This window comes from Paenibacillus sp. JNUCC 35, assembly GCF_058269095.1.
On the sequence record NZ_CM177771.1, the window covers coordinates 3,313,162 to 3,326,518 of the forward strand.

Consider the following 13,357-nt stretch of genomic DNA (forward strand, 5'->3'; position numbering starts at 1 on the left):
TGCCTCCCGCTTTCTTTTCATCTTTCTAGTATAAAGCTTTCTGCGGCTTTACGAAATACCGGATGCCGATCCTCTTCTTCCCGCCCGCAAGGACAAGGCGAAGCATAGAAACAAGATCAGGGCCGCCGACACATACGGATAATTCAAATTCCGGTCGAAAAGAACCCCGGCCACGATCGGACCCGTAATATTTCCGAGACTGGTATAAGCCGAATTCAGGCCCGCTACATATCCCTGATGCTCGTTCGCCATTTTAGACATCTGAGTACCAATCGCCGGACGCAAAATATCGATCGACAAAAATACGATAAACGTCACGACAACAATCATCCAGTATTGATGGACGAACAGAGTCAATAAAACGAACAGACCGGCCATAGCGAGACAGACCGATATGACGGTTCTTTCCCCGAAACGATTCAAGATCCAGCCGAAAATCGTGACCTGCACGACCGCTCCGGAAATAGAACCGAACGTAATGATAAAAGCGATATCTTTAGGTGTAAATCCGAATTTATGATCCACGAAAAGTCCGAAAACCGTCTCGTAATTCGCCAGGCCGAAAGACATCACGAAGACGATGACAAGGCTGATGAAATACGGTTCCCGGAACGAACTCAGCATCTGGGCCATAAAGCTCTGCTTCTGCGCAGGAACCGCTCCGGCTTTGACGGGCGGTTCCACCGGTTTCGATTCGGGCAGAATAAACAGCGTGACAACCGCCGCGACGGCGCCGACGGCCGCAGCCGCGTAGAAAGGCGCACGTATGCCGAATTCCGCGATAAAGCCGCCGATGCCCGGGCCGATGATGAAGCCCGTCGTGATCGCGGCGTTGATAAATCCCATTCCTTTGGCCCGTTCCGCGGTTGTAGTGACATCGGCTATGTAAGCCATAATCGAAGGCATGATCAGCGCCGCGCCTATCCCTCCGAGCATTCTGGAAGCGAAAAGCAGAACGGGCGAACTCACTACGCCGAATAGCAGCTCGGACACGGTGAAGATGACCATACCGGCCACGATCATTTTCTTCCGGCCCAGCGAATCGGAAAGCCTGCCCGCGAGCGGCGAGAAAATGAGCTGGGTCAGCGAAAACGCGGCCACGAGGAAGCCCATAATGCTCCCGTTTAAATGAAGTTCGTCCATATAAGTCGGCATGATCGGAATAACGAGTCCGATACCGGTAAATACGAGAAAAATATTAAGCATGAGAAGCAGTACGGCTCCTCGATTTTTAAGCAGCAAATCCACTTCCATCCCCTCCTCCACAAATCTGTCTATTTAGTCTATCCCGGGTTCCCTTAATTTCATATACTGAACGTTCGTTCAGTATGAAGGCGTAATAAAAGACGCCAAAGCGCCGAATCGAAAATTTCCTCAGCTGTCACCGGCAGTCTGCCTTGTCAGCTCGGTTTCGCTACTCCGTGCAGGAAGACGCCGAAAGCCAGCCGGTACAGCTTCAATGCTTCCGCCGTGGACGATTTCCGCGACATCTGGCTCAGCCCCATGATCAGACTTTCCAGAATCACCGCAAGAGGTTCCACCTCGGCGCCTTTGAATTCACCGCTGTCCATCCCCTGTTGAATCAGGACTTGATTGAATTTTAAATGCCGGTTCACCAGCTCGGCGATCCGTTCTTCCACGTCGTTCGTTTTCTCTTCGTTATTAAAAAACTCGTCGGCCGCTTGGGTCAAGGGATGGTTCAAATCTTCGATAACCATCTGTTCCGCCATTCCCAAGAGCTTCTCGGTCGTTGTTTTGTAAAGCGGTTCTTTTTCCATCCACTTTTCTTCCCATTCGCGTTCCCATTCGTCGACCAGATAAAGAAATAAGCCTTCTTTACTTTTGAAATGATAATAAATGTTCCCTTTGCTGCTGCCCGTGGCCTCCACGATATCTTCGATAGAAGTGGCTTTGTACCCCTTCTGGACGAACAAGGTCCTGGCAGCATCGGCAACCCGTTTTTTTGTCTGTTCGCTTTGCAGCTGCTTTTTATTCATCCGCTCCGCTTCACTCCTTCGTGGATGGTTTGACGGCATCCGTACCTGCCGGTCGTGTTCACAGGACAATAATACTGAACGTTCGTTCTGTATCTTATCAAAAACAGCCGATTAAGGCAAATTTTTTATTCTTCGCTTTCGTTTCAAGTCATGGAAAAAAACCGGCACAATCTGTGCCGGCTCCATTACATATCCCCCTGCAGACTGCGGATAGCGAAGCTTTCTTTCCCCCTTAAAAGTCAGGGAGCATCCGGGCCCACTTCCGCTTGAGTCAGCGGATGATTCGTAAAGCTTGACGCGCTCGAACGCTCATCGGCTCCGGCATCGTTAACCGAGCGGGTTTCCCCGTCCATGTCCTCCTGGACAAAAGGATAGGAGCCTTTGGCATAATCGATCGCCGGGCTGGAAGCCGATAATTTCTGCAGCCCCTGCACGGCCGTCAGCAGCGGATTCTTATTCCAGATCTCAGCGGACGTTCTGCCTTTGTTTGTCACGGTCCCTCCGTATCCGATGTTGCCTTCGAATACCGTATTGGTCGTTGCCGCCTCGTTATAGAGAATACCGGAGCTGTTTTTCACGATATTGTTGGCTACTCTGCTGTTTACCGGAGTGAACGCTTTGCCCGAACCGACTACGATACCGGTCGTGCTGTTGACGATCGTGTTGTTGACTACCAGGGCACGGTAAATTCTCCACTGAGCTCTCAGATCGTCTTCGCTCGGATTCGAAGGATAACCGCCCGTTCCGCCGTCGTAATTGCCGTTGTCGAGAATAATCGCGCTGTTCGTCAGATTTTCCATGTAATTGTTATAAATCTTATGATCGTTCCCGTAGATGCGGATGCCCGCCTGTTCCGATTCTACCCCGTCGCCCAGAAAGAAGTTCCCGTAGAAACTGTTGCTATGGCCATGTCTGGAAGTAAGTCCGCCCTTGGAAGTTTTGAACGTATTGTAGCGTACGGTATTATTGCTGCTCTTTACGGATACGATTTCCGGTTCGCCGTCCGTATTTTCAAACAGATTATACTGGATTTTGTTGAAACCGTCGGAAAGCGAGATTTTGGACAATCCCAGCCGGATCGTTTCTTTGCCGTTCGCCACCCATGGTCCTACATCGTGAAAATAATTGTATTCAATCACGTCATGTTGGGAAATATTCCCTTGTCCATCCCCTTCATAGGCGATCAGAGGATTGGTATCCGTTTTATTGCCGAAATCGTTGCGGTCGATCTGGTTATGATGGCTGTTCGCACCGCTAACCTGAAGCCAGATGGTGGCTACCCCCCGGGCAGGTAAAGCAAACTGGTTCCGCGTCAGCCGGATATGATGGGAACCGTTCAATAAGACGCCCTTGTCGGCCGAATTGGCAAATTTTAAGCCCTCGATTGTAACGTAAGAGGAATTTTTGACTTCGAAAGTGGTCGAGCCTGTAATGACGGCCTTCCCCCGGTTTGCGGCTTTGATCGTAATGGGGCTTGCCTCTGTTCCGTTTCTATTTTGAATTAAAATCGACGGATTATTACCGCTAACCGTGTAATTACCGTCCGCCAGCACAATCGTTTGTCCGGCGCTTGCGGTTTTCAGAGCCGCTGCCAGTCCTTCCGAAGTGGACACGGGGATTCCCCCCTGGCTGTCGTCTTCCCCGTAAATTTCGACTTCCGTGTAGCTGTTCCACAAATTGACGGAGTTGCCGTGCCCGACAAGTTTCACGTAACGCACCGAGGATACATCCGCGAAATCAAATGTCTGAAGCTGCGCGTTCAGGCTGCTCGTCACATTTGTTTTCACATTCGTGTACGTAACGTTGTCCGCCGAAGTCTGAATATCGAAAGTCGATGTTCTCGTGTCACCGGTCAGGAAGGCAACCTTGATATAGGCGACTTTACGGAGTGAACCGAGATCGAAACGAATCCACTCGCCGTTACCGTTTGCGGACCAGCGGGTCGATAGGTTTCCGTCCACCGTATTAGCCGGCAGGTTGCCGTCATGGCTGCTCGCCGTTACGGCGGAAGCGGGTACGGAAAGTTTCGTATTCGCCGCATAGCCCTGAGCGGGAATCAGCATAAGAAGCAGACAAAGAGACAAAATGAGAGAAAAGGTACGATTACCGGCGTTCATCACAGCACATCCTTTTGAGCGTATTTTTCAGCGCCTGACTTGCAGTTCTTTACTCCTTCCGTGAAACAGGTTGCAGAGTGCGCACTCTACTTCCTGTATACCGCAAACGTCCCGTAAAAGCTATCTTCAATTCTCGAAAAGACTCCTCAAAATCCGGAATATCGGCGTTCTTCTTTAAAAAAGCTTCACCTTCATCGTCTCCAGCCATGCCCGGGCTATCAGTCCGTGGCCGGCGGCCGACGGGTGTACCCCATCCGGAGCCCAGTAGCTGGCCGGCGCTTCCGTGGAAGCGCCGGCAAACAAGCCGTCGAGCGGAACCAGCCTAGCTCCGAATTCCCGGGCCAGCTCCCGTACGACTCCGATCTTCGGATCGAGATCTTCCCGCCACGCCTTGCGGTCTTCCGGCACGGGAAGGACGAAAGGCTCCATCAGCACGATCCGGGCTCCCGTTTCTTCCGTCGTGCGCGTCAGAAGCTGCCGGTATCCCGCGGCAAACGTCTCCAGGGACGTGGGATCATTGCGGTCATACCTTCTCCAGCAATCGTTGATCCCGATGTAAATGGTGACCCAATCCGGCTTCAAGTCGATACAGTCCTGCTGCCAGCGGTTTTGCAAATCCTTGACGCGGTTTCCGCTTATCCCCTTGTTGAGAAAAGTGACCCGGCTTCCGGGACAAGCGGCGCCGAACAAGCCTGCTATCATCTGAACATAGCCTTTTCCCAGGTCCGCATGATTTTCGCGGTTTCTGCTGGTATCCGTAATGCTGTCTCCTTGAAAAAGAAGAAGCTCTCCCCTTCCGACCGTCCTATCTTTGTGCTCCTTCATGTCCGATCCTCCTCTAATAAATTGCGGAACGGAAATCCGTGCAGACGCCAAGGCTTGGAACCACCGAAATACCGGACGGGTCCCGTCTTAGCCTCAACGGGTCCGATCCGCAGCTCGGGTTCTTCGCCGGCCGGATAAAGAATCGCTTCCTCCCCCTGTTTTAGCGGAAGTATAACCGATTCCCGGCTGTCCGTCACCTGCACATCATGACGCACGGCCTCTCCGGCCAGCCGCCAGTGAACCGTGCCAGTCCAGCCCGTCTGGATTTCGCAAGGCTCCCCCGCCAGACTCTTGACCCTCACGAAAGACGTGGCCCCGGCGCGGCGGACGGCGCTGACGAGGAAGGCGCCCTCGGCGCGCAAGTCGTGGAAGGCGGCCTCTCGCCACTCTTCCGGCACAGCGGGGAAGATCCGGATCGTGCCGCCCCAGCTTTGCAGCAGCATATCGTGCAGCGATTCGGCCCCGGCAAGTGGGGTTTCGATGACAGGCCCGGCTTCTTTGTACATCGTGTTCGGCTTGATAAGGCCGAGAAGTGTATGAAGCAGGCGCAAAGCCTCGTCCCCCCAGCCGAGTGCAGCGGCGATCGAAGCTGCCCCGGTAAAGCTGAAGCCGCGCAGGTCGCCTTCGCTGTCCAGCCAGTGCCGGAGGGAACGGGCGATCACTTCCCGTTCCTCTTCCCGGTCCGGGCTGGCCAGGTGCAGCGGAAAAACCGCCAACAGGTGGCTGAAGTGCCTGTGCCCGAAGGCAAGGGGGACCCCGCGGCCGACCATATAGCCGCTTTCGTCCACCGGCAGCGGCGTCAGGTTGTCCAGCGCTTCCCGCCACCTGCCGGCAAGGGGATCGCCGCTTCCGAGCCGTGCGTCTGCGGCAAGCAGCGTCTCGCATCCCCACCGGAGCAGCGCGAGGTCGTAATGGCAGTCGCTGACGGTCAGCCGTTTGAACGAGCCGTATTCCGGCGAGATTGACGGAGGCAGATGCAGCTTCCCGTCCTCGCCCGCGTGAAGCAGATGCAAGTAGTAATTTACGCTTCCGCGCAGCACGGGATACAGGACATCCCGCAGCAGCCCGTCGTCCATGGAATAACGGTACTGCCGCCACAGACAGTGGCAGAGCCAAGTCAAGTTCCCGATTTCCTCGCCTACCTCGCTGCGGAGGTCAAAGCTGCCGCTTCTCCCAAGGCCAGCGGAATCATGGCGGTACGGCTGCGGAACGTTTTCCCTCAGATGCTCTCTGTTATCCGCTACCGCTTTGACCATCGACTCTCCGATCGCGAGACGGTTGGACGCGTACACCGGGGAATAACTCATCTGGACGTTCATGTTGAACCAGTTCCCGGCCCAGGGGGTCGGTGCAATCCAAGGACCCTGATTGTCCAGCAGGACACTGTCCGCCCTTGCCGCCGAGGCCAGTTTATACATCTGAATCCAGTAAAAACTTTCCAGACGCCGGTCGGGGATGGAAAGAAAGCTTTGGCGGTAATAGTCGTGCCACCACCTGCGGTGAGCGGACACCCATTCGCCGAAATCGGCGGACGCCGCTTTCCGGACGGCTTCCGCCGCGTTCTTTCTCGCCTCTTCGGTGCAGCTGTTCTGGATGGAGACGAAGGCAGCTCTCCGTCCTTCAGGCAATTGCGTGACTTTCCAGGCGGTGACGCACCCTTCCCCGCATTCTTCCCCTCCCGCGAAACGCTGGATAGCAAAAGTCACTCCATCTTCCCAAGACGTCTCGTGCACGGCAAGCGGAATGTACTGATTCACGTTGACTCCGTCGGCAAACTTGAGCACATCGTCTACTTCGGAGTGAGGCACCCATTCCAGGCGTGCCTCCCTTTCCTCCTCCGATGTTTCAAGTTCAATGGACATGACCGCTTCTTCGGCATGCACAAGCGCCCTGATGCGCACTTCTCCGCATGTCGTAGTCAGCGAGCCCCGAAGCTCGGCGTTCCACAAATCCACCCTCAGCCGTGCGGGATTATAAATCAGACCCGCCAGCTCCAGGTTCATTTCGCCTATCGGCACACGGGGTTTAAAATCATCACGATCCGTACGGGTTGCCGTCACATCCGTGCGGCCCATAACAAATCGGAGCGTCCGCCGCTTTTTCGCATTTTCCGCTCCGTAGACCATCGCTCCGATCGTTCCGTTCCCGATGTAAGCGCCTTCATTCCAGCTCGTCGGTTTCACGACCCATTCCATATCGTGCTCCGCCATAAAAGCCCGCCAATCGAGATCCAGACGCGGACGGTCTGTTACGGATTGCTTCATGAAGCGTCACTCCTATCCTTTTATCGCTCCGATGAGAGCTCCTTTTACGAAATATTTCTGTAAAAACGGATACACGAGCAGGATCGGCACCGTTGCGACGATAATGGTCGCGTACTTAAGCGTGACGGTGAGCATAGCCACGTCGCCTTCGGATGCGCCCAGATTGGCATTCGCTTCCCCCTGCAGAAGAATCTCGCGCAAAATGAGCTGCAAAGGAAACATGGATCTTTCCTGCAGGAAGATGAGGGCGTTAAACCACGCGTTCCAGTGGCCGACGCCGTAATAGAGCAGCATGACGGCAAGGACCGGAAGCGAAAGCGGCAGGACGATCCGGAACAAAATAACGAAATCATTCGCCCCGTCGATTTTGGCCGACTCCTCCAGTGCATCCGGGATGCCCTCGAAAGCCGTTTTCATCAGAATCAGATTAAATGTGTTGACCGCCGTCGGAATGATAAGCGCCCACAGCGTATTCGCAAGCCCCACCCCTTTGACCGTCAAATAAAAAGGGATGAGCCCGCCGCTGAAAAACATCGTGAACACGATGAACAGCATGATCCGTTTGCGGTAAGCGAGACTTTTGCGGGACAGCGCGTAGGCGCCGAGCGAAGTCAGCAAAATGTTGAACGTAAGACCCAGGACGACTACGAAAAACGTGTTGGCGTAGCCTTTCAGAATCATGGGATTGCGGAAAACGTTCGCGTACGCGTCCAGCGAGAAGCCGACCGGCTTCCACAAAAAACCTTTGTGCGCAAGAAGCCCTCCCGCATCGCTGAGCGAGGCGAACACAACATACACAAGAGGATAGATCGTTACGAGCATGAGCAGAGTAAGCAAAAGCAGATTGAAGCCGTCAAACGCCCGTTCGGAGAAAGTCCGTCTGTTCACTAAGGATTCCTTCCTTTCCTACCAGAGACTCGTGCTGTTCAGCTTCCGGCTGATCCAGTTGGAACCGAGAAGCAGCGTGAAGTTCACCGCGGAGTTAAATAGACCGACCGCAGAGCTGAAGCTGTAATTAAACTCCTGGAGCCCTACACGATACACATAGGAAGACACGACGTCTGCGGTATCGAACGTGCTCGGATTGTAGAGCAGGATGATCTTCTCGAAACCGACGTTCATCATACGGCCCAGCTCCAGAATCAGCAGGATAATGATGGTCGGCATCAGTCCGGGCAGCGTAACGTTCAGCATCTGCTTCCAGCGCCCGGCGCCGTCCATTTTGGCCGCTTCGTATTGTTCCTGATCGATGCCGGTCAAGGCGGCCAAATAGATGATGGTCCCCCATCCGATATGCTGCCAAATGCCCGAGGACACATAAATGGTACGAAACCACTCCGGTTCCAACAGAAGCGTTAAGCGTTCGCCGCCGAAAAAAGCGATGATATCGTTAATTACGCCGCTGCTGGCCGTAAAATCTTTAATGATGCCGCAGATCACGACGAGGGAAATAAAATAAGGCATGTAAGTCACAGTCTGAACCGTCCGCTTAAAAACCGAGTTCCGCACTTCGTTCAGCAGCAGGGCCAGAATGATCGGCGCCGGAAATCCGAAGACAAGTTCGTTCAAGCTGATCAGAATCGTATTTTTGATCGTCCTCCAGAAATAAGCCCCGGAGAAAAAACTCTCGAAATGGGCGAATCCGACCCATTCGCTTCCCCAGATGCCCAGCCTCGGCGAGAAATCTTTAAAAGCGATAATAGCGCCGTACATGGGAGCATAGTGAAAGACGGCATAGTAAAGCAGCACCGGCAGCAGCATCACATACAAAAGCTTGTTTTTGCGGATATCGAGCAGGAGGCCGGTCCGGGCCTGTTTTTTTGCGGCCGGGTACGGCAGAGCTTCCTGATTTATGGCAGCCATGACACAATTCCTCCGTTCGTATCGGCAGCTCCGGCCGTGAGACGTACTTGTTCACACGGTAAAATCCGATTAACGGGCTGCCGCAAAGCATATTATTAGCGCTTGTTGTAGCGGTCGAAGGCATCCTGGTAAATCTTCGTCACTTTATCGATCCCCATCTCCTTGATCCGCTTTACGTACTCGTCGAATTTATCCAGAGGCTCTTTTCCCATCACGAACTTGATAAACATTTCTTCCTTGTAGCTCGTAATAGCCGTGTTCAGCTTGGCGATTTCTTTGCTCTCCTCTACGGTCGGCGTAATAAACTGCGGCAAAACATGCTTCGCCGCATCGGTCTCGGACCATATTTTCAGGGCCTCGTCCTGCTGCTTGAATGTATTGAAGTTCTTCCGGCTGTCCCCGAGGTAAGGGCCGTTCGGTTTCGTGTATTGGGAAATCATTTGCTGAAGGGTGTATTTCCCGTCCTTCGCTATTTTATCGGTAAATGCAGGCGTGCCGTTGTTCAGGGTATAGCTGTCGCCTTCCGTCCCGAAGTTAAAAAGCAGACTGCCCTTCTCACCGTACGCGTAATCCAGCCACCTCACGGCCAGCTCCGGATTTTTAGAGGCATCCGAAACCGCTTTGCTGGCAGCCGGATTATACTTGAAATCCCGCTGGCCGATGAACGGGCGCTCGCCTTTGGTCAGCGTCGGATAAGGAGCGGCGACGAGCTGAAAATTCGGATTCTTCTTCTTTCCCGTATCCATCCATCTTCCCATTCCGCCGCTCAGGAGATGAACCGTCGCACCGGTGCTGTCGTTCAGCATTTTCGTATCCAGTGATTTGGAATCCGTATTGAGGGCGAAATCTTTATCGATCAGCCCCTCCGCATACCACTTGCGCAGAAGCGTCAGCGCCTCTTTGAATTGAGGATCGACCGGACCGTACCTAACTTTCCCCTGGTCGTCGATATAGTAACGGTTTGCCGTTTTGTAGGCGCCGATAAAAGCGTCCTGGATGTTAAACTCGTTCTGGTATAAGGCGGAAAACGGCGAGGCCGCCCCTTTGCGCTCTTTAAACGCTTTCAAAACGGTGTACCAGTCGTCGATCGTCACCGGAACGTCCAATTTCAATTCGTCCAGCCAGTCCTTCCGGATCATGGGTCCCCGGAATACGAGTCCGTTCTCCGGGCGGATCATCGGAAACACGTAATAATTACCGCTGTCCGTTTTGATCATTTTGTCCAGCTCTTTGTCTTTCTCCAGCAGCTTTTTCAAGTTCGGGGCGTACTTGTCGATATACGAATTGAGCGGAATGATCACCTTATCGGCGATAGCTTTCTCCGGTCCGCCCGGGTACGATCCGCTGCCGCCGCTCCAGTTGTACTCGATCACATCGGGCAAATTGTTGGACGCGATCAAGAGATTGAACTGGTCTTTGGACTGACCGTCCGCCGGGTGCGTGTACTTGACTTTGATGCCCGTTTCTTTCTCCAGCTGTTTGCCGAACGGTGAGTCCGCCAGATTCGTTACGAACGCGGAAAGGTTCGTGTCCATCGGCTCCCACGAGGTTAGCGTTTCTTCCGCACGAACCGGGTATTTGCCGGGTTCCGAATCCACCGCCGATTGTTTCTCTTCCTTCCCTCCTCTTCCACCGGCCGAACAAGCTGCGAGCATAACCGAAGCTGCCAGAATGACGATGACGCCCGAGCGGCTGTTTCTTCTTCCCGAATGTCTGACCATGCAAACCCTCCTCTTCAAAATCACGTATGCACGGTTGTGTCGCGCATCTCAGTGTCAGTATGACTTGCCGCTGCCTCCAAAAGATATCTTCAAAAACCGGAATGGCCCATCAATTTGCCGAAATCCGGGTTGACCGGCAGCCTGTAAAAACCACAATCCGTCTGTAAAAAGCACACAAAAGCGTAAAAACCGCACGGGGCGGCTTCTACAGGATTTCTTTGTATTTGCCCGGTGTGACGCCTTCGAATTTTTTGAAAATCCGGTTGAAAGTATTGATATCGGAATAGCCGACTTTCCGGGCAATTTCAATGATCGGGTCGCTTGATTGCGACAGCAGTTTCTTGGCTTCCGCAAGGCGGACTTTCTGGATCACGTCCAGCAGCGCTTCGCCCGTCTGCGCTTTGAACTGCTTGGACAAATAAGAAGGCGTGAGACCGAACGCTTCTCCGATCATGCTGATATTCAGATTTTCCGAGCTGTAGTTCTGCCGCACATACTCCGTTACCTGCCGGCTGAGCTGATCGTGCTCCGGTTTGCGGCTTTCCTGGATAAACCCGCATACGCGTGACAGCACCTCCCGCATTCCGGCCGTCATTTCCTGGAGCGTCTCCGAGCCCGCCAGCCGTTCGGCCGGATTCAGTTCGCGGATCAGCTCCCGTTTGCCCGGCAGTCCGATTTCATCGAGCGCTTTGAGCAGAGTGCCGACCAGATCGAACAGCAGACAGCGGCTTAGCGGCACGGAAAGCGTCTTCTGCACCACATTGCGCTCAATAACTTGTTCGACGAGCGCATTCGCTTGCCCGAAATCCCCCGTTTTCACGAAGTTGATCAGCTGCTGTTCCACATGCATCGGATAGGAATAGAAAGCCGCCTCCCCGGACTCGTCTCCCCCGGGCAAATCCCCATAGGCGATCACTTCCCCGCTTCCCATGACGATGCGGTATTCCATCGCGGCCAGCGCTTCTTGATAAGCGAGAGGAACGCCCGCGAGACCTGCATGAACGCCGCTGATCGCGATCGTTAACCGGACCTGAAAATGGTCCGACAGAAACGCTTTCACCTGCTGAGCGAGCCGCCGGATCTCTTGTTCGTCGGCTTCGGGACTGATATTCAGAATGCAGGCCTGCATATCGTCTATCCCGGCAGTGACCGCACTGCAGCTTCCGGCCGCAGCCGTTTCTTCCGCCACGTTCATCAGAAGGAAATGAATCTGCCGGATTTTTTTGGCGTCGCCTCCGCCGGGCTCGTCCCACTTTCCGAATTGATCGATCCGGAAAAGCAGGACGGCATAGTGTTCATGCGGGAATCCGATATCATGAGCGGCCAGGGATTCATGAACCGGCACATTGGGATCGAGCCTGCCTTTGAGAAGCCCCTGCAGAAAGTAGGACCGGATCGCATCCCGATGCTGCATCAACCTTCTGCTGACGATCTCCTTCTCGGCAAAAGCGTTGTTCAACGCGTTCTGGACAAAGCCGTATTCATTGGACCCTTCTTCGAACGCCAGACCTGACTTGGTGGAGAGATTGCGGATCAGAACATGGATGGGGCTGTAGTTCTTTTTCAGGAATAGGAATGTCAAAATCCCCCCGATCAAGAGGCTCAAAAACAAGTTCACAAAAATAAGAACCGACATATGCTTCATCTTCTCGTCAAAAATCTCCGCCGGCATCATCGACACGTACTTCCAGCCGGTCTGCTCGGATGTGGTGTAAGACACGGCCAGCTTCCTTCCGGCCGATTCTTTGTAAACGAGCCCGCTCTTGCCGGAGAGCTCCCCGTAGGCCGGATAATCGGTCTTTGGGCCGGTGCCGGAGGAAGCCAGCAGCCGGTTTTTCTCGTCCAGCACGGCCACGGAGGAATTATGAACCGGCGCGAGATTAGCCAGAAGCTTGGACTCTTTAATCACAAAAAGAATGACACCGCCGGGGAGATCGGGATTGTCCAGAATAACCGATTTGGCGTACAGGACGGCGCCGGTTTTGCTGCCGTTCTCCGTAAGCGTCACCGGCGCATACTCCTGGATAAATCTTTTATCGAAAAAAGATTTCCATTCGCCGTAGCCCGTGCCTTCGTTTTCGCGTAAAGTCTCATACAAGGCACGGCTGTCCGTGCGTTCACGGGATGATATGACCGTATCGCTGTTTTTGTAATAAATATAAATCTGATCGATAAAATCGTTGGCCACCTTATATACGCCCAGATCGCCCGCAATGCCGATCAGTTCATAGTGATCGTTGTCCGTCAGAGGGCTGCCCGCATGGATAAACCCCGCAAGCCGTTTGTTGAGCGCCATTTCGACGCTAAGCCTTTCGATGCCTTTCAAATGATTGTCGATCGCCTGCTCCATCTGCTTGATCACGGCTTCATTGGACCGGTTGACTTCCGTTTCGACCACATTCCACGTCACCATATAAATCACACCATTGATCAGAACGGGAACAAGCAGCACGGTTATGTAGGAAATGAGCCAGGTTACAATAACGCTGCGTCGGTTAAATCGTATTCTCTTCAGGCTGTACACTCCCCCGCCACCTTGTAATGTAAACGCTTTATTGAACATTATACCG

At 53.6% G+C, this 13,357-nt stretch carries 9 protein-coding genes; all 9 read right to left on the reverse strand.

What is annotated here, in order from left to right; genetic code table 11:
• Nucleotides 1–48: 48 nt before the first annotated feature.
• A complete protein-coding gene (locus AC2TF6_RS15040; protein ID WP_491307430.1) occupies nucleotides 49–1,248 on the reverse strand; it encodes an MFS transporter in 1,200 nt (399 codons plus the stop codon).
• A gap of 152 nt (nucleotides 1,249–1,400) precedes the next feature.
• Nucleotides 1,401–1,997 (reverse strand): TetR/AcrR family transcriptional regulator, encoded by a 597-nt coding sequence (locus tag AC2TF6_RS15045; RefSeq protein WP_491307431.1) that lies wholly within the window; start codon nucleotides 1,995–1,997, stop codon nucleotides 1,401–1,403.
• Between the two features lie 239 nt (nucleotides 1,998–2,236).
• Entirely contained in the window at nucleotides 2,237–4,114 is a 1,878-nt protein-coding gene (locus AC2TF6_RS15050) for a chondroitinase-B domain-containing protein (protein ID WP_491307432.1), read from the reverse strand.
• A 174-nt stretch (nucleotides 4,115–4,288) separates the two neighbouring features.
• Complete coding sequence (locus AC2TF6_RS15055; protein ID WP_491307433.1) at nucleotides 4,289–4,939, reverse strand: SGNH/GDSL hydrolase family protein; 651 nt, start codon at nucleotides 4,937–4,939, stop codon at nucleotides 4,289–4,291.
• A complete protein-coding gene (locus AC2TF6_RS15060; RefSeq protein WP_491307434.1) occupies nucleotides 4,936–7,203 on the reverse strand; it encodes a glycosyl hydrolase family 95 catalytic domain-containing protein in 2,268 nt (755 codons plus the stop codon). Before AC2TF6_RS15060 ends, AC2TF6_RS15055 begins: the two co-directional genes overlap by 4 nt.
• 12 nt (nucleotides 7,204–7,215) lie before the next feature.
• Complete coding sequence (locus AC2TF6_RS15065) at nucleotides 7,216–8,091, reverse strand: carbohydrate ABC transporter permease (RefSeq protein ID WP_491307435.1); 876 nt, start codon at nucleotides 8,089–8,091, stop codon at nucleotides 7,216–7,218.
• A gap of 18 nt (nucleotides 8,092–8,109) precedes the next feature.
• Nucleotides 8,110–9,066 (reverse strand): ABC transporter permease, encoded by a 957-nt coding sequence (locus AC2TF6_RS15070; protein WP_369996351.1) that lies wholly within the window; start codon nucleotides 9,064–9,066, stop codon nucleotides 8,110–8,112.
• A gap of 95 nt (nucleotides 9,067–9,161) precedes the next feature.
• Nucleotides 9,162–10,787: an extracellular solute-binding protein gene (locus AC2TF6_RS15075; RefSeq protein ID WP_491307436.1), complete on the reverse strand. Its 1,626-nt coding sequence runs from the start codon at nucleotides 10,785–10,787 to the stop codon at nucleotides 9,162–9,164.
• Between the two features lie 205 nt (nucleotides 10,788–10,992).
• Nucleotides 10,993–13,311: a helix-turn-helix domain-containing protein gene (locus AC2TF6_RS15080; RefSeq protein ID WP_491307437.1), complete on the reverse strand. Its 2,319-nt coding sequence runs from the start codon at nucleotides 13,309–13,311 to the stop codon at nucleotides 10,993–10,995.
• Nucleotides 13,312–13,357 lie beyond the last annotated feature (46 nt).